General features: G+C 45.6%; 15 protein-coding genes and 1 pseudogene. 14 read left to right on the top strand and 2 right to left on the bottom strand.

Annotation, left to right across the window (positions count from 1 at the left end; translation table 11 throughout):
* Positions 1-239 precede the first annotated feature (239 nt).
* The 5 genes and pseudogenes from L5L97_RS03970 (at position 240) to L5L97_RS03990 (ending at position 4,325) form a co-directional block, all read left to right on the top strand.
* The gene (locus tag L5L97_RS03970) at positions 240-659 is read left to right on the top strand and encodes a tetratricopeptide repeat protein (protein ID WP_011919768.1); all 420 of its coding nucleotides are present in this window, start codon (positions 240-242) and stop codon (positions 657-659) included.
* Between the two features lie 134 nt (positions 660-793).
* A pseudogene (locus L5L97_RS03975) lies at positions 794-1,006 on the top strand (IS6 family transposase); the annotation flags it as partial.
* Between the two features lie 53 nt (positions 1,007-1,059).
* Positions 1,060-1,752, top strand: a complete 693-nt coding sequence (locus L5L97_RS03980; protein ID WP_263181210.1) for an IS6 family transposase — start codon at positions 1,060-1,062, stop codon at positions 1,750-1,752.
* Between the two features lie 478 nt (positions 1,753-2,230).
* Complete coding sequence (locus L5L97_RS03985; RefSeq protein WP_263181212.1) at positions 2,231-3,205, top strand: DUF1852 domain-containing protein; 975 nt, start codon at positions 2,231-2,233, stop codon at positions 3,203-3,205.
* Positions 3,206-3,260: 55 nt separating this feature from the next.
* Positions 3,261-4,325 carry a methionine synthase gene (locus L5L97_RS03990; RefSeq protein WP_263181213.1) on the top strand — a complete coding sequence of 355 codons (1,065 nt, stop codon included), beginning with the start codon at positions 3,261-3,263 and terminating at the stop codon, positions 4,323-4,325.
* A gap of 179 nt (positions 4,326-4,504) precedes the next feature.
* Here the strand turns inward: L5L97_RS03990 and L5L97_RS03995 are convergent, their stop codons facing one another.
* Together L5L97_RS03995 and aguA are read right to left on the bottom strand one after the other, a co-directional pair.
* Positions 4,505-6,211, bottom strand: coding sequence for an amidase (locus L5L97_RS03995; protein WP_263181215.1), 1,707 nt, complete (start codon positions 6,209-6,211; stop codon positions 4,505-4,507).
* Between the two features lie 73 nt (positions 6,212-6,284).
* Positions 6,285-7,397, bottom strand: a complete 1,113-nt coding sequence (gene aguA, locus L5L97_RS04000; protein WP_263181216.1) for an agmatine deiminase — start codon at positions 7,395-7,397, stop codon at positions 6,285-6,287.
* A 508-nt stretch (positions 7,398-7,905) separates the two neighbouring features.
* Here aguA and mazG point away from each other — a divergent pair.
* The 9 genes from mazG (at position 7,906) to L5L97_RS04045 (ending at position 16,352) form a co-directional block, all read left to right on the top strand.
* Positions 7,906-8,832 carry a nucleoside triphosphate pyrophosphohydrolase gene (gene mazG, locus L5L97_RS04005; protein ID WP_263181217.1) on the top strand — a complete coding sequence of 309 codons (927 nt, stop codon included), beginning with the start codon at positions 7,906-7,908 and terminating at the stop codon, positions 8,830-8,832.
* Positions 8,833-8,948: 116 nt separating this feature from the next.
* Positions 8,949-10,586 (top strand): CTP synthase, encoded by a 1,638-nt coding sequence (locus L5L97_RS04010; protein ID WP_263181218.1) that lies wholly within the window; start codon positions 8,949-8,951, stop codon positions 10,584-10,586.
* A 230-nt stretch (positions 10,587-10,816) separates the two neighbouring features.
* Positions 10,817-12,112 carry a phosphopyruvate hydratase gene (eno, locus tag L5L97_RS04015; protein WP_263181219.1) on the top strand — a complete coding sequence of 432 codons (1,296 nt, stop codon included), beginning with the start codon at positions 10,817-10,819 and terminating at the stop codon, positions 12,110-12,112.
* A 99-nt stretch (positions 12,113-12,211) separates the two neighbouring features.
* Entirely contained in the window at positions 12,212-12,511 is a 300-nt protein-coding gene (ftsB, locus tag L5L97_RS04020; RefSeq protein WP_105253074.1) for a cell division protein FtsB, read from the top strand.
* Between the two features lie 12 nt (positions 12,512-12,523).
* On the top strand, positions 12,524-13,315 hold the full coding sequence (gene ispD, locus L5L97_RS04025) for a 2-C-methyl-D-erythritol 4-phosphate cytidylyltransferase (RefSeq protein WP_263181221.1): 792 nt from the start codon (positions 12,524-12,526) through the stop codon (positions 13,313-13,315).
* Positions 13,316-13,352: 37 nt separating this feature from the next.
* The gene (ispF, locus tag L5L97_RS04030; RefSeq protein ID WP_168822943.1) at positions 13,353-13,838 is read left to right on the top strand and encodes a 2-C-methyl-D-erythritol 2,4-cyclodiphosphate synthase; all 486 of its coding nucleotides are present in this window, start codon (positions 13,353-13,355) and stop codon (positions 13,836-13,838) included.
* A gap of 20 nt (positions 13,839-13,858) precedes the next feature.
* Entirely contained in the window at positions 13,859-14,974 is a 1,116-nt protein-coding gene (gene truD, locus L5L97_RS04035) for a tRNA pseudouridine(13) synthase TruD (RefSeq protein ID WP_263181222.1), read from the top strand.
* Positions 14,971-15,720: a 5'/3'-nucleotidase SurE gene (surE, locus tag L5L97_RS04040; RefSeq protein WP_105251808.1), complete on the top strand. Its 750-nt coding sequence runs from the start codon at positions 14,971-14,973 to the stop codon at positions 15,718-15,720. The genes truD and surE overlap by 4 nt, the downstream gene beginning before the upstream one ends.
* Positions 15,717-16,352, top strand: coding sequence for a protein-L-isoaspartate(D-aspartate) O-methyltransferase (locus L5L97_RS04045; RefSeq protein WP_028761363.1), 636 nt, complete (start codon positions 15,717-15,719; stop codon positions 16,350-16,352). The genes surE and L5L97_RS04045 overlap by 4 nt, the downstream gene beginning before the upstream one ends.
* Positions 16,353-16,354 lie beyond the last annotated feature (2 nt).

Consider the following 16,354-nt stretch of genomic DNA (forward strand, 5'->3'; position numbering starts at 1 on the left):
CGACAGAACCCTCGGAAGATGTATGGCGTCCACTACGAGAAGCAGATATGTCTCATAGAGTCGATGCAGTAAGTTGGTGGAACAGTACCGGAAGAGGATATGGAGCAAGACCTCCTGAGGTTAGAAACTGGATGCTGGACTCAAATAACTATTACCTTGATCATTACTCTATAAACAGATCGCAAGGTGCTATGTTAGGGCAAACATATTTAAAGCCATTGATTTAAAACGAGGTTCTTATGGGTGGCATTGAATCTGAAATTGTTAAAAAAATCGAGCTTGGGAATTCCTTTGAAGATAAGGGGGATTTTAACAAAGCATTGGAGGTTTATTTTTCGGCATTAACTGATATAGAAGATGCCATTGTTGATAAATATAAATCGGAAGAGGCTCGGTGGTTAATTTCATGCATATGTGGTGTGTATTTCTTAAAAAAAGAATATCTTGAGGCAAAGAAGTGGGCTCTTGAGATATTTAAATATAACATTCCTGAGTATGGAACGTCAGAGCTAATTGATTTAGGGGTAATATATTTCGAGCTGGAAGATAAGGATAATGCTTTTGAGTGTTTTTCAAAAGCATATGCAAGAGGGAAAGGCAGAGCCTTTCAAGGCTATAACAAAAAATATTTTGATTTTTTTAAATCGTATAAAAAATAGGGTAATGCCTCCAATCAGTTGAAATGGTGCCTTTCGATAAAGGCACCAATCACTTTCTCGGGTACTGTCGCAAAGTTGACGTTAAGAGTTTCATGGTGGATGATCTTCGAATATGAATTTGGAGCATCCACAGCATGACACTCAATTTTTCGGGACGGCATTATCCATCAGATATCATCATGCTGGCACTTCGCTATTACCTTGCTTATAAGCTTAGCTACCGTGATATTGAGGAAATCTTCGCTGAGCGTAATATCCACTTTGACCACTCAACCTTAAACCGTTGGGTTATTAAATACGTGCCACAACTTGAAGCTAAGTTCAGAGCAAAAAAGCGGGTTCTGTCGCAAACTGAGGAACGAGTTTATCATGAGCGATGCTCTCTTAACTAACATCATCAATGTCGCTAAACTTTTCTGGACGCCATTTCCCAACAGATATCATCATGCAAGCCCTACGATATTACCTGGCCTATAAACTGAGTTACCGTGAAATTGAGGAGATGTTCGCTGATCGTAATATCCATTTTGACCACTCAACACTGAACCGTTGGGTTATCAAATATGCGCCGCAACTCGAAGCCGTATTCAGGAAGAGAAAGCGTCGAGTATCAGGGTCGTGGCGAATGGACGAAACCTACATAAAGATTAAAGGTCGCTGGGTTTACTATTATCGCGCCGTGGATAAATACGGTGCTATTATTGATTTTTATTTGAGTGAGACCCGTGATGAACCTGCTGCTCGGGCGTTTTTCAATAAAGCTATCAACCAACATGGCTTACCTGAAAAGGTCGTCATTGATCAAAGTGGGGCGAATGCTGCGGCATTAGACACCATTAATATTCGTCTTTGGCTGTCTGGTTGCATGTTGTTTATGATTGAGGTTTTAGCCATAAAATATCTGAATAATATTGTTGAGCAAAGTCATCGAAAAGTGAAAGGTAAAATGCATCAATGTTTGGGTTGGAAGTCTTGGGAATGTGCCGAATCAACGCTTGCTGGCGTTGAACTTTGGTTCATGATAAAGAAAGGGCAAATGAACACCACCGAAAAGATGACACCATGGGAACAATTTTATTCTTTAGCCGCATAATTGTATCTGAGGGATCTTGCGCCCTCAAATCTTAGCTGCAAGCTCTCAGTTTGCGACAGAACCAAATATGTGTAATCGGCTATTACAAGCCGGCTCTAGGAGAACTAACTCGAAAATATATTGCTGCTCCTGCTTTTCCCTATCCCAAGTTCAGGTTAATCCACAAAGCCATGTTAATTGATCATGAATATGGCTCATGTTGTATGTGAAATAAAACCGTTTTTGTTCATGTGTCGAACCACGTATAAATGACTCCAAGCGAAATATTAGACAAGCTTGAAGTTGCACCCTAGCTAAGCCATCAGGACTTAAGTCATCGGCACTTAAGTTAAAAGCAAGTAGCCCCATAACTGAGTGAGAACCTCAGTACAGAACCTCAGACAGAACACGAATAATGTCTATCAGAGTAGGGTCGAGAAGCTAGAAGAGCAGTGCATAAACTCAGGTTTGAAATCAGACAACGGGATACTGGATCACTATGAATAAGCATTTTACATTTACGATTAACAGCATTTGTCTTGATGAAAATTATCATCCCTCAGACAAGACGCGTATCACGACCAACTTTGCTAATTTGGCCAGAGGAAGTCATCGCCAAGCGAACTTACGCAACGCGTTAAAGATGATTGACAACAGTTTTAATGCCTTAGCGCATTGGGATAACCCTAAAGGCGATCGTTATACTGTCGAACTCGAAATTATCTCCGTTAATCTGGATATTGACGGCAGCGGTCAAACCTTCCCATCGATTGAAGTTTTGAAAACCAATATTGTTGATCATAAAACTAATAAACGTATTGAAGGCATTGTCGGCAATAACTTTTCATCTTACGTACGCGATTATGACTTTAGCGTATTACTGGCAGAACATAATAAGGGCCAAGCCAAATTTAGTATTCCAGATGATTTTGGGGGGCTGCATGGCAAGCTATTTCAGTCTTTTGTTAATTCTGATGCTTACAAACAGAATTTTAATAAGCCACCGGTTATCTGCCTCAGTGTGTCGGATAATAAAACCTACCATAGAATTGAGAATCAGCATCCCGTATTAGGGGTTGAATATCAGCCAAATGAATCGTCTTTAACTGAGCAATATTTCAAAAAAATGGGCTTACAGGTGCGCTATTTTATGCCACCAAATAGTGTGGCGCCGTTAGCTTTTTATTTCTTTGGTGATTTACTCAATGATTACACCCATCTTGAGTTGATAAGCACCATCAGCACTATGGGAACTTTTCAAAAAATCTATCGCCCTGAGATTTATAACGCCAATGCTGTTGCAGGAAAATGCTATCAACCTAATTTGAAAAATCTGAATCATTCACTGACTCAAATTGTTTATGATCGAGCTGAACGTAGCCAATTGGCGAATGAGCAAGGCAAATTTGCAGCGGAGCACTTTATCAAACCCTATCAAACGTTTTTTGAACAATGGTCTGCTAATTACCTTTAGTCGCTCTGCGCCTAATCGTCACGCTCAATAATTAACCCAATACGGCATCATTATTATGACAACACGACTTAATAAAACATCGCTTAACCAGACACTGTTACCGACTTCAACTGCGGGCAGTTTGCCTAAACCTTTATGGCTTGCAGAGCCTGAAACACTTTGGTCTCCATGGAAATTGCAAGGAGAGGAATTAATTACCGGTAAACACGATGCACTGCGTTTGTCATTACAGGATCAACAGCTAGCAGGGATTGATATTGTCAGTGATGGCGAGCAAACGCGGCAACATTTTGTCACTACCTTTATTGAGCACCTCAACGGAGTTGATTTTTCAAAACGTAAAATCGTTAAAATTCGTGATCGCTATGATGCGAGCGTGCCCACGGTTGTTGGCCCAGTGAGTCGCCAAAAGTCGGTGTTTGTTGAAGATGCCAAATTTTTACGCAAGCAAACTACGCAACCGATTAAATGGGCGCTGCCTGGCCCTATGACCATGATAGATACGCTTTTTGATGACCATTATAAAAGTCGCGAAAAGCTCGCTTGGGAATTTGCCAAAATTCTTAATGAGGAAGCCAAAGAATTAGAAGCTGCGGGTGTTGATATTATCCAATTTGATGAGCCTGCCTTTAATGTGTTTTTTGATGAGGTAAACGATTGGGGTATTGCGTGTTTAGAAAGAGCCATTGAAGGGCTTAAATGCGAAACGGCGGTGCATATTTGTTATGGTTACGGCATCAAAGCTAATACCGATTGGAAAAAAACCTTGGGCTCAGAGTGGCGCCAATATGAAGAAGTGTTTCCTAAACTGCAAAAGTCTAATATCGATATTATCTCGCTAGAATGTCACAACTCCCATGTGCCAATGGAGCTACTTGAACTCATTCGCGGTAAGAAAGTCATGGTCGGCGCGATTGATGTCGCCACCGACACGATTGAAACCGCTGAGGAAGTGGCTGACACCCTACGAAAAGCCCTTAAATTTGTCGATGCCGACAAGCTCTATCCTTGTACCAATTGCGGCATGACGCCTTTATCCCATCAAGTCGCAAGAGGCAAACTCAACGCCTTAAGTGCAGGCGCAGAGATCGTCAGAAAAGAACTCTTGGCATTAAGATAAGACGCGTTAAGTGTTGCAGCCTGTTTTACAGCAGTATGTTTTATAGCAGTATGAGTCCAGCTTTGTTGAAAAGGTATCGATGTCGGTATTAAAAAACGGGATTGGCATCTTGATGCCAATCCCGTTTTCATTTTTAAGCTCATGCATTTAGTGCTTGGGCTTATGCATTGTCTTAGCGCTTATTCACCAAGCTTTGGTGTACGTGGCGGGATCATGCGCCTGTTACCTGTTGACTCAAATGCACCTGCAAATTTAAGCAGGTTGTTATCGTCATAGGCACGACCTGCGAAGGTCAAACCGACTGGCATGCCAATATCGGCCATCACTCCCATAGGCACAGTCACAGTCGGCACGCCTAAATGGCGAATCGCAAGGTTTCCGTTAGCGACCCAAACTCCGTTGCTCCAAGCGATATCGGCGGAAGCCGGATTCACATGCGCATCGGCAGGGCCGACATCTGCCACGGTTGGGAACAGCACTGCATCGAGCTTTAGTTCGTCCATCCAGTCTTCGAGATCTAGCTTACGCGTCTTCTCTAAGCCACGCAGACCATCGGGAATACTGTCGATCTGGTCATAGGATTTAAGACCACGCTTAGCCATGTTGACGTACTCTTCCATGCCTGCCGCTAAGTCACCTTCACGGTTTGGCAAGGTGCCTAAATCGTGTGGAAAAATCAGATAGCCGTTAACATCTTCAAGCTTGTTGAGTTTAGGGTCATTGTTAGCACGCAGGAATTCATCGAATGCCCAACCCGAGAGTTCCCATAATTCATCATGGAGGAATTGAGGCGAGACGATACCGCGGTTAAACACGGTCGGCGCGCCGGGGCGATCACCTTCACAATTTGATACCAGCGGGAAATCCACTTCAATCACTTCGGCGCCAGCGGCTTCTAAGGCTTTACGAGCCGCTTCCCATAGATCGATAACCGATTGGCGGGTATGAATACGTTGACCCGTTGGGCCGCCAATGCCCGGATTTTCGCTGGTGCCCGCCAATTCATCTTTATTGATGTACATGCGCGGCACACCAAAACGCTTACCTTTAAGCGTGTCGGCTTGAGCGGCAAGCTCCAGATAAGATGCTGGACGGACACTTGATGCTTTAGGGATTTGTACCCAAGGTTGCAGACGCCAGAGATCGCCACGGGTGATAGGATCGTCTGCCACAATAACATCCAACACTTCAAGCATATCGGCCATAGTGCGGGTATAAGGCACGACGACATCCATAGTCGGCGTTAACGGCCAGTTACCGCGCACCGAAATCACGCCCCGTGACGGAGTGTAAGCACATAAACCGTTATTGGACGCAGGGCCACGGCCACTCGACCAAGTTTCTTCAGCAAGACCGAAAGCCGAATAACTTGCCGCCGTGCCTGTGCCCGCCCCATTGGAAGAGCCCGAAGCGAATGGTGCAGTAAGATACTCAGCATTGTATGGGCTTTCAGCGCGGCCATAGTGACCACGCTGCATGCCGCCATTGGCCATGGGTGGCATATTGGTTTTGCCTAGGCAAATGGCACCCGCGGCGCGTAGGCGCTCAACGGCAAAGGCATCATATTGCGCCACTAAATCCTTAAAGGCTGGGCTGCCAGACGCCGCCGTCAGTCCCTTCACCAAATAGCTATCCTTGGCGGTATACGGAATACCCTCAAGTGGGCTCAGTGTTTCACCACGGGCGCGGCGCGCATCTGACGCCTCAGCTTCTTTGAGCGCATCGGGATTGTGTACCACTAACGCATTGAGCTTAGTCTTTGTCGCAGGGCCGTCATACGCCTCAACCCGCGCGAGATACGACTTAACCAACTCCACTGCGGTGGTGTGGCCAGATTCGAGCGCAGCACGCAGCTCGGCAATGGAAACTTCAGTGACTTCAAACATCTTGCGCCCTCCCGCAGAAAGCCAATTGTGGTGTAATAACAGTGACATCAATCGTCATGCTGTTCTCCTTGGGTTACTTTCCAGCAGGGATTTGCTGAGTAATACAATGGATATTGCCGCCACCTAATAAAATCTCACGGGCTGGCACACCCACAATCTCATGCTCTGGGAAGATTTCCTGCAGTTTTTGGGCGGCGATATCATCGGTTGCAGGGTCAAGCAGTGGGAACACGATGCGATTATTGGTGATTAAAAAGTTCACATAAGAACCGGCTAAACGCTCACCCGCCGTGCGTGGCACGCCAGTGCCTTCGGTCACACCTTTTGATTCTTCTTCGGTGCAATGCAGCGGCCCCGGTTGTGGCAATAGATGGATTTTTAACTTACGGCCTTTGGCATCCACGGTATTTTGCAAGACCTCTAGCGCCGCTTTTGAGCGTGGATATTGTGGATCAGTCTCATCATCGGTCCAGTGCAGAATGACTTCACCAGGACGGGCAAAACAGCACATATTGTCGATATGACCATCGGTCTCATCCATATACACGCCATCTTGCAACCAGATAAACTGCTTAACATTCAAATAGTCACGCAGTAAGTCTTCAATCTGTTCTTTTGTCAGTTCAGGGTTACGGTTGGCATTGAGTAAACATTCTGCACTCGTCATACAGGTGCCTTCACCATCGACATGGATGGAGCCACCTTCGAGGATCAGCGGCGCGCTGTAACGGGCAAAACCATGCTGCGCAAGCATTTGCTGCGCGACTTGCTCGTCCTTATCCCATGGGAAGTACAAACCACCGTTATGGCCGCCCCAAGCATTAAAACCCCAGTCAACACCACGGCATTCGCCATTGTCATTCACAACTACGGTTGGCCCAGTATCGCGAGCCCAGCAATCGTTACTGTCCATTTCAACCAAGGTAACGTGGGATGGCATTACCGTTTTAGCTTCGGCTAAAAAGGCTTTAGGAACACCCATATACACTGGAGTTGCCGCACCAATGGCATCGGCCACCATAGCAAAGGTCGCCTGAGCATAAGCACCAGCTGCACGCCAGTTATCAGGACGATAGGGCCAAATCATCCACACCGCTTGCTGCGCAGCCCATTCGCCAGGCATATAAAAACCATCTTGGGATGGCTTAGTCGTTAACTGCGTGGCATCCACTGTCACGTTTGTCATGAGTTTTGTCTCCAGTAATGCTTAAAAACGATAAGGGTGTGCGTCCTAACATCGGACGACAGAATCGAAATATACCTAACATCAATCAAATGAATAAATTGAAGGACCGCATTTATCATGTGCATAGTTTGGCCGCAATTGTCAGGTCTTCACTCGGTGAGTTTTAGCTTCATTGAAATATTGCTGCGTATCTTATCATTTAAGATGGCTTGCGCTAAATACTTGTATGCAGGACATAGATGAGAATTTGTAGGGGAGGAAGGTTGTCAATTTATTGCTCACGAGATGAGTAAATTACGAAATGGAGCGAATGCTCTTTAGTTAAAATAAGTCTTAGTTGAAATACAGCACTAAAATCTGATCTCAGCATCAAAATAGCGCTTTTATTTTACCTAGCTTATCATCATCGCTTTATTGTAGCCTTTTGCTAAAAAACACTGCTAAGGCGTATTTTTTGTTCTTTCTCAATATTCGCCCGTTGCAGTATTTATCTTTAAAGGATATCAGCATGACTTCCCACACTGCGCCATTAACCTCATTTTCTACTACTGAACCTTCTCTCACTGAACCTTCTACAACAGAACCTTCTACAACAGAACTGTCTATAACAGATGTAGAGCCGCTGCTTAAGATAATGGAAAAACTGCGCGATCCACAAACAGGTTGCCCGTGGGATAAAGCGCAAACCTTTCAAACCATAGTGCCTTTTACTTTAGAGGAAGCCTATGAGGTCGCCGATACCATAGAGCGTTTAGCCTGGGATGAGTTACCCGATGAACTTGGGGATTTGTTATTTCAAATCGTATTCTATTGTCAGCTTGGTAAAGAGCAAGGCAAGTTTGACTTTACGAGCGTGATTGAGAAAATTAGCGACAAGTTAACCCGTCGTCATCCCCATGTGTTTGGTGAGCAAAATCCGCAAATAGGCGATAGTGCCCAAGCGATGAAAGCCAATTGGGAGGCGATTAAAGCGATTGAGCGTGAGCAAAAGGCGCAGCAAGTGGTGGGTGAAACCCAAGCAGATACTGTGGTTTCTGCGTTAGACAATATTCCGCGTACCCAACCTGCGTTGTCGCGCTCAATCAAAATTCAGCAAAGGGTGGCGCGAGTCGGGTTTGATTGGGCCGAGCTTGAGCCCGTGGTCGCTAAAATCCATGAAGAAATCGATGAAGTCTTGCATGAAGTGAATCAACCCGAGCAAGACCAAGCTAAAGTGCAGTCCGAAATGGGCGACTTGCTGTTTGCCGTGGTGAATTTAGCTCGCCATCTTAAGGTCGATCCAGAACAAGCGTTGCGCCAAGCCAATCTTAAATTTGAACGCCGTTTTCGCGGTGTAGAACAGTTGGCGAGTGACAGCGGTAAAAGCATGGAAGAGCACACATTAATGGAGCTTGATGCCTATTGGGACCAAGTAAAAGCGACGGAGACGAGATAAACGGCAAATTATCCCGATTGGTGTTTGTCGAATCGCGCCGCCTTTGGTATACTACTGCCCCGTCCTAGTGCTTTCTTACAAGCACGTATTTTCAAACTCATTTTCTCAGGTTCAGCATGACTACAAGGTATATCTTCGTTACTGGTGGCGTTGTTTCATCACTAGGTAAAGGCATTGCAGCAGCATCATTAGCTGCAATTTTAGAGGCCCGCGGTCTCAATGTAACCATCATGAAACTGGACCCTTACATTAACGTTGATCCGGGTACCATGAGCCCAACCCAACATGGCGAAGTATTTGTTACTGAAGACGGTGCAGAAACAGATCTCGACTTGGGTCACTATGAGCGTTTCATCCGTACGAAGATGAATCGTCGTAACAACTTCACTACCGGTCGTATTTACGAAGAAGTATTACGTAAAGAACGTCGTGGCGATTATTTGGGCGCAACCATTCAGGTTATCCCACACATTACTAATGCGATTAAAGAAAAAGTATTAGCAGGTGGCGAAGGCCATGATGTGGCTATCGTCGAAATCGGCGGTACTGTGGGTGATATCGAATCCTTGCCGTTCCTAGAGTCTATCCGTCAGCTCGGTGTTGAGCTGGGTCGTGATCGTACTCTTTTCATGCATTTAACCTTAGTGCCTTTCTTAGGTGCTGCAGGCGAAGTGAAAACTAAGCCAACTCAACACTCAGTGAAAGAGCTGCGTTCTATCGGTATTGCACCAGATGTGCTGGTTTGCCGTGGTGATCGTGCGATTCCTGCGAATGAAAAAGCCAAAATTTCGCTGTTCTGTAACGTCGAAGAGCGTGCGGTTATTTCATTAAAAGATGTTGATAGTATTTATAAAATCCCAGCTTTGTTACGTTCACAAGGTTTGGATGACTTAGTGGTTAAGCGTTTCGGTTTAGAATGCCGTGAAGCGGATCTGTCTGAGTGGGAAAATGTGATTTATCAAGAAGCTAATCCAAACGGCGAAGTCGTTATTGGTATGGTGGGTAAATATATTGAACTGCCAGATGCCTATAAGTCAGTCAACGAAGCATTAAAACACGCAGGCCTTAAAAACCGCGTATCAGTGACCATCAAGTATATTGATTCACAAACCGTAGAAGCTAAAGGCGAAGAAGTCTTACAGGGCTTAGACGGTATCTTAGTACCAGGCGGTTTTGGCGAGCGTGGTGTTGAAGGTAAGATACTGGCGGCAAAATTTGCCCGTGAAAATAATCTACCATATTTCGGTATTTGTTTAGGTATGCAAGTTGCTCTGATTGAATTTGCGCGTAATGTTGCAGGCATGACTGATGCACATTCAACTGAATTCAATAAAGAAACACCATTCCCAGTGGTGGGTTTGATCACTGAATGGATTGACGAAGAAGGTAATGTTGAGCAGCGCCATGAAGCGTCTGACTTAGGTGGCACTATGCGTTTAGGCGCTCAATTGTGTCATTTACTCGAGGGTTCAAAAGCGGCTCAAGCCTACAAAGGCAACAGCTGTGTAGAACGTCATCGTCACCGTTACGAAGTGAACAACAAATACAGAGAGCGTTTAGAGCAAGCTGGCATGATTTTCAGCGGTTTGTCTTCTGATCGTAAACTGGTGGAAATGATCGAATTAAAAGATCACCCATGGTTTGTTGCAGGTCAATTCCATCCTGAATTCACCTCAACGCCGCGCGATGGTCACCCATTGTTCGAAGGGTTTATTGCTGCGGCAAGTGCGCATCAAAAACGTGATCTGAAGTAAGAATATTTGAGGCCGGACCCGCGACAGTGGTGCCGGCCTTTTGCTACACTCGTCGCGACTTGAAACATAAGAATTTAATACTTCTGGGTGTAAACAGCATGCGTATCCGTTGCATCTGTATGGACGCAAACCGTAAATGGAATTTGGTTATTTTCTGCGGTATGTGACTTCCATTTATTCCCATAGGTATTGGTTTTTTCTTTTATCTTTAAACTTAAATCGAGGGTGTTATGGCTAAGATTATTAACGTGATTGGTCGCGAGATTATGGATTCTCGTGGTAACCCAACTGTTGAAGCCGAAGTGCATTTAGAAGGTGGTTTTGTGGGTATGGCTGCGGCGCCTTCTGGTGCATCAACCGGTAGCCGCGAAGCGTTAGAATTACGTGATGGCGATAAGAGCCGTTATTTAGGCAAAGGCGTATTAACGGCTGTTGCTAACGTAAACGGTGTCATTCGCGCTGCATTATTAGGCAAAGATGCGACGGCACAAGCTGAGCTTGATCAAATCATGATCGACTTAGATGGCACAGAAAACAAAGACAAGTTAGGTGCAAACGCGATTCTGGCTGTGTCTTTAGCGGCTGCTAAAGCAGCTGCAGCATCTAAAGGTATTCCTTTATACGCGCACATCGCTGAATTAAACGGTACACCAGGCCAATATTCTATGCCTGTGCCTATGATGAACATCTTAAACGGTGGCGAGCACGCGGATAACAACGTTGATATCCAAGAATTCATGGTGCAACCTGTTGGCGCGAAAACTTTCCGTGAAGCACTGCGCATGGGCGCTGAAATTTTCCATACGCTGAAAAAAGTATTGCACGACAAAGGTCTAAGCACTTCTGTGGGTGACGAAGGTGGTTTTGCACCTAACTTAGCGTCAAACGCTGATGCGTTAGCCATTATCAAAGAAGCGGTTGCACTTGCTGGCTACAAGTTAGGTACTGATGTGACGTTAGCGCTGGATTGCGCTGCATCTGAATTCTACAAAGACGGCAAATACGATTTAGCGGGCGAAGGCAAAGTCTTCGACTCGAACGGTTTCTCTGATTTCTTAAAATCATTAGCTGACCAATACCCAATCGTGTCTATCGAAGATGGCTTAGACGAATCAGATTGGGATGGTTGGGCTTACCAAACTCAAATTATGGGCGATAAGATCCAATTAGTGGGCGACGATTTATTCGTTACTAACACTAAAATCTTAACCCGTGGTATTGAAAACGGTATTGCTAACTCAATCCTTATCAAGTTTAACCAAATTGGTTCATTGACTGAGACTTTAGCGGCTATTCGTATGGCGAAAGAAGCGGGTTATACCGCCGTGATTTCACATCGTAGTGGTGAGACTGAAGATTCAACCATTGCTGACTTAGCCGTGGGTACTGCTGCAGGTCAAATCAAAACCGGTTCACTGTGTCGTTCTGACCGTGTCGCTAAATACAACCAATTGCTGCGCATCGAAGAGCAATTAGGTGAAAAAGCCCCATACCGTGGTTTGAAAGAGATCAAAGGTCAGGCGTAATTTAATATTTGATGTAAAAAGGCCACCACTTGGTGGCCTTTTTTGTTGTACTATCTGCTGTATATTTTTTTAATCCAAGATACTGACGCTAATTCCTCCATGAAATTTTTTGTCATTGCACTCATAGTGCTACTCGGTGTACTGCAATTCCGTCTTTGGTCGGGAGGTAATAGTCTTCCTGAATATTTCGTTCTGCAAAAACAAATTGCCGCCCAGCAAGAAGGTAACGCCAAACTCAATGAGCGTAACCAAGTGCTGAAGGAAGAAATCATCGATCTGAAAAGTGGTACAGAAGCCATAGAAGAGCGCGCACGCAACGAACTTGGCATGGTTAAAGAAGGCGAGACCTTCTATCGCGTCGTGGGTGGTGAGCGCTCGGTATCGAGTCCATCTCAGTAATATGGAGTTAGGATGACAGAGCTAGGACATTTAGATCTTGGATTAAATGAACAATCCAATCCCGATAGTCAATCTGATCTGGTAACACAAATTGAATTGCAGCGCCAAGCTGAGCATGTCACTCAAGCTGTGGTTGCCATCGTTCCCGCCGCAGGCATAGGTAGCCGTATGGGCGCCGACAGACCTAAGCAATATCTTGAGGTGTGCGGCCAGAGTATTCTTGCTCATACCTTAGATAAGCTCTTGTCCTATCCGCACATTTCTCAAGTGATCGTTGCCTTACATTCGAACGATACTATCTTCGATACCTTGCCACAGGCCGTGCACCCTAAATTGATTACAGTAATAGGTGGCGGTGAGCGCGCTGATTCTGTGTTGGCGGCGCTGCAAATTGCGCCCGAGCACAGTTGGGCCTTAGTGCATGATGCGGCAAGACCTTGTTTAACCGCGACGGATATCGACAAGTTACTCGCATCCAGAGTGCAATTCCCCCAAGGTGCTATTTTGGCAATGCCTGTACGCGATACCATGAAGCGCGCGAATAAACAGGGTGAAATCAGTGCCACTGTGTGCCGCGATAATTTATGGCATGCATTGACGCCGCAGTTATTTCCAGCGCAGCAATTAAAAAATTACCTCAATGCGGCTCTGGCTGCAGGTGCGGTAGTCACAGATGAGGCTTCGGCGATGGAATGGGCGGGGATATCACCCGGACTCGTTTCGGGCCGTGCTGATAATATAAAAGTAACGCATCCCGACGATTTAGGGCTAGCCGAACTGTTTTTGATGCGTGCCGTTAAATAGTCATAATCAAAGTAAAATAATACGTTAGGAATATTAAATGAAAATCCGTATCGGCCATGGTTTCGATGTGCATAAATTTGGTGCGGCGCGGCCACTTATCCTTTGTGGCGTGGAAGTACCCTATGAAACAGGCCTAGTCGCACATTCAGATGGTGATGTGGTACTGCATGCGATTTCCGATGCCATCCTCGGTGCTTTAGCGCTCGGTGACATAGGAAAACATTTCCCCGATACCGATGCCGCCTATAAGGGGGCCGATAGCCGCGTATTGCTGCGTCATTGCTATGCTTTAGCGAGAGCGAAAGGCTTTGTGCTCGGCAATCTTGACGTCACTATCATAGCCCAAGCTCCTAAAATGGCACCGCACATAGAGGCAATGCGCCAGATATTAGCCGCCGATTTAACCGCGGAACTTGACGATATTAATGTCAAAGCGACCACGACTGAACAGCTTGGATTTACCGGGCGTAAAGAAGGTATTGCGGTAGAAGCCGTGGTACTTATGGCCCGCAAACACGATTAACTTAAGAGTAAAAAAGTCCCATGAGCGAATTACATTATCTGTATGGTAAGCCTTTAGGTACAGCAGATCTAAGAACCCAAAATAGCGATTTTATTGTGAAAGAGATTTTGCCTTTTAGCCCGACGGGTGAAGGTGAACATCATATGCTGCATGTACGCAAAGAAGGGCTAAATACAGTACAAGTCGCTGAAATGATCGCTAAGTTCGCTAAGGTGCATCCAAAGGAAGTCACCTACGCTGGGCAAAAAGATAAAAATGCCATCACAGAACAGTGGTTCGGGGTGCGTATTCCAGGTAAAGAAACGCCTACTTGGAAGGAGCTCAATAGCGAACGTTTGACCATATTGTCGAGCAGCCGCCACAGCAAGAAACTGCGAATTGGTGCCTTAGTCGGTAACCGCTTTATTCTTACCCTGAGAAATGTCACCCAAGTGGAAGACATTATCAGTCGTATCGAAAAGGTCGCTCAAGTGGGCGTGCCCAATTACTTTGGTGAGCAGCGCTTTGGTCATGATGGCAAAAACTTAGTGTTTGGCCGCCAAATGATGGCGGGTAAAAAAGTGAAAGACAGAAATAAGCGCAGCATGTATTTGTCTGCCGTGCGCTCAAATCTGTTTAACACTGTAGTGTCGTACCGATTAGCCAACCATGGCACTAAGCCTTTAGCGGGTGATTGTGTGATGTTAGCGGGCAGCAAAAGCTTCTTTGTTACGCCTGAATGGGATCTCATCGTATTGAAGCGTCTGATTGAAAAAGACATTCAACTTTCTGCACCATTGTGGGGGCGCGGCATGATGTTACCCCAAGGTGAAGCTGCTGCGGTGGAAACCTTAGCCATGAGTGAGTTAGCTGACGATTGCTATGGTTTAGAGCACGCCGGATTAGAGCAAGAACGCCGTCCGTTACTGCTTGAGCCCCAAGGCCTTAAATACGAACAAACCGCTGATGGCTTAGTGCTGGAGTTTGTGTTGCCTGCGGGCAGTTTTGCAACATCATTATTGAGAGAGTTGGTTAATTATCAAGATGTTAAAGAGCAGCAATGGCAAGCTACATTGGTGCAGGAGCCTGCGCCTGAGGTAATTAACGCTAACGTAGTGGCTAACACTGATACTGTTAAGACTGAAGCAGAGTCATGATCCGTATCCTTGTTAGCAATGACGATGGGATTAATGCTCCAGGTATCAAAGCCTTATCTGAGGCTTTGGCTGAAATAGCGACTGTGCTGACTGTTGGGCCGGATCGAAATTGCTCTGGTGCGAGCAACTCATTAACCTTGACTAATCCATTAAGAATTAATAGGTTAGATAATGGCTATATTTCCGTTCACGGTACACCGACAGATTGCGTTCATTTGGCTATCCGAGAATTATGTGATGGCGAACCTGATATGGTGGTGTCTGGCATCAATGCGGGGGCAAATATGGGTGATGACACCTTATATTCGGGGACAGTTGCCGCCGCGATGGAAGGACGCTTTTTAGGTTTTCCTGCAATAGCGATTTCGCTTAATGGCCGTAAATTCGAACATTATCAATCGGCTGCTGTTTATGCTCGGCGGATAGTTCAAGGTTTGTTGGCCCAGCCTTTGGCAAAAGATCAGATCTTAAATGTGAATGTGCCTGACTTGCCACTTGATCAAATTAAAGGGATCAAAGTGACTCGCCTCGGTGCTCGTCATAAGGCCGAAGGCATAGTGCGAACGCAAGATCCTGCCGGACGTGAAATCTTCTGGCTTGGTCCACCGGGACAAGAGCAGGATGCCACAGAGGGCACTGATTTTCATGCTATCGCCAATGGCTATGTTTCAATTACGCCCTTGACGGTTGATTTAACCGCCTACGGACAACTAACGGCATTGCAAAATTGGGTAGATAAAATATGACTCGAGTTGCCTTAACATCGGCGGTGAATTTAGCTAAAAAGCTTCAAGATGCGGGGATCCGTAATCAAGCCGTGTTAAAGGCGATATCGCATACGCCGCGAGAAATGTTTCTCGATAATGCGCTAGCCCATAAAGCCTATGAAAATACGGCTTTGCCAATTGGACAAGGGCAAACCATTTCGCAGCCTTATATCGTTGCCCGTATGAGCGAACTCTTACTGCACAAGATGCCACAGCGAGTGCTAGAAGTGGGGACGGGATCGGGCTATCAGGCAGCCATTTTGGCTCAATTGGTGCCTCAGCTTTGTACTATCGAACGGATCAAAGGTTTACAAATTCAAGCAAGACAGCGTTTAAAACGATTAGATTTGCATAATGTGTCGTTTAAATATGGTGATGGTTGGTTGGGATGGGCTAATCGTAGTCCGTTCGATGCCATTATGGTGACTGCGGCGGCGGCGACTATACCAGAAGCTTTGCTGTCTCAGTTGGCTGATGGAGGGGTGTTAGTCTTACCTGTGGGAGAGGATACTCAGCAATTGATGCGTATTACGCGCACTGCTGACCGCTTTAGTTCTGAAACCATTGAAACGGTTAAATTTGTACCTTTAATTAATGGAGAGTTAGCTTAACC

Source organism: Shewanella sp. SM71, from assembly GCF_025653905.1.
GTDB lineage: Bacteria > Pseudomonadota > Gammaproteobacteria > Enterobacterales > Shewanellaceae > Shewanella > Shewanella oncorhynchi.

Excerpts from the sequence above, each read along its gene's own strand:
- L5L97_RS03985 (WP_263181212.1), top strand. The coding sequence starts at position 2,231 with ATGAATAAGCATTTTACATTTACGATTAACAGCATTTGTCTTGATGAA.
- L5L97_RS03980 (WP_263181210.1), top strand. The coding sequence starts at position 1,060 with ATGTCGCTAAACTTTTCTGGACGCCATTTCCCAACAGATATCATCATG.
- mazG (WP_263181217.1), top strand. The coding sequence starts at position 7,906 with ATGACTTCCCACACTGCGCCATTAACCTCATTTTCTACTACTGAACCT.
- ispD (WP_263181221.1), top strand. The coding sequence starts at position 12,524 with ATGACAGAGCTAGGACATTTAGATCTTGGATTAAATGAACAATCCAAT.
- ftsB (WP_105253074.1), top strand. The coding sequence starts at position 12,212 with ATGAAATTTTTTGTCATTGCACTCATAGTGCTACTCGGTGTACTGCAA.
- L5L97_RS04010 (WP_263181218.1), top strand. The coding sequence starts at position 8,949 with ATGACTACAAGGTATATCTTCGTTACTGGTGGCGTTGTTTCATCACTA.
- L5L97_RS04045 (WP_028761363.1), top strand. The coding sequence starts at position 15,717 with ATGACTCGAGTTGCCTTAACATCGGCGGTGAATTTAGCTAAAAAGCTT.
- surE (WP_105251808.1), top strand. The coding sequence starts at position 14,971 with ATGATCCGTATCCTTGTTAGCAATGACGATGGGATTAATGCTCCAGGT.
- L5L97_RS03970 (WP_011919768.1), top strand. The coding sequence starts at position 240 with ATGGGTGGCATTGAATCTGAAATTGTTAAAAAAATCGAGCTTGGGAAT.
- aguA (WP_263181216.1), bottom strand. The coding sequence starts at position 7,397 with ATGACAAACGTGACAGTGGATGCCACGCAGTTAACGACTAAGCCATCC.
- eno (WP_263181219.1), top strand. The coding sequence starts at position 10,817 with ATGGCTAAGATTATTAACGTGATTGGTCGCGAGATTATGGATTCTCGT.
- truD (WP_263181222.1), top strand. The coding sequence starts at position 13,859 with ATGAGCGAATTACATTATCTGTATGGTAAGCCTTTAGGTACAGCAGAT.
- ispF (WP_168822943.1), top strand. The coding sequence starts at position 13,353 with ATGAAAATCCGTATCGGCCATGGTTTCGATGTGCATAAATTTGGTGCG.
- L5L97_RS03990 (WP_263181213.1), top strand. The coding sequence starts at position 3,261 with ATGACAACACGACTTAATAAAACATCGCTTAACCAGACACTGTTACCG.
- L5L97_RS03995 (WP_263181215.1), bottom strand. The coding sequence starts at position 6,211 with ATGTTTGAAGTCACTGAAGTTTCCATTGCCGAGCTGCGTGCTGCGCTC.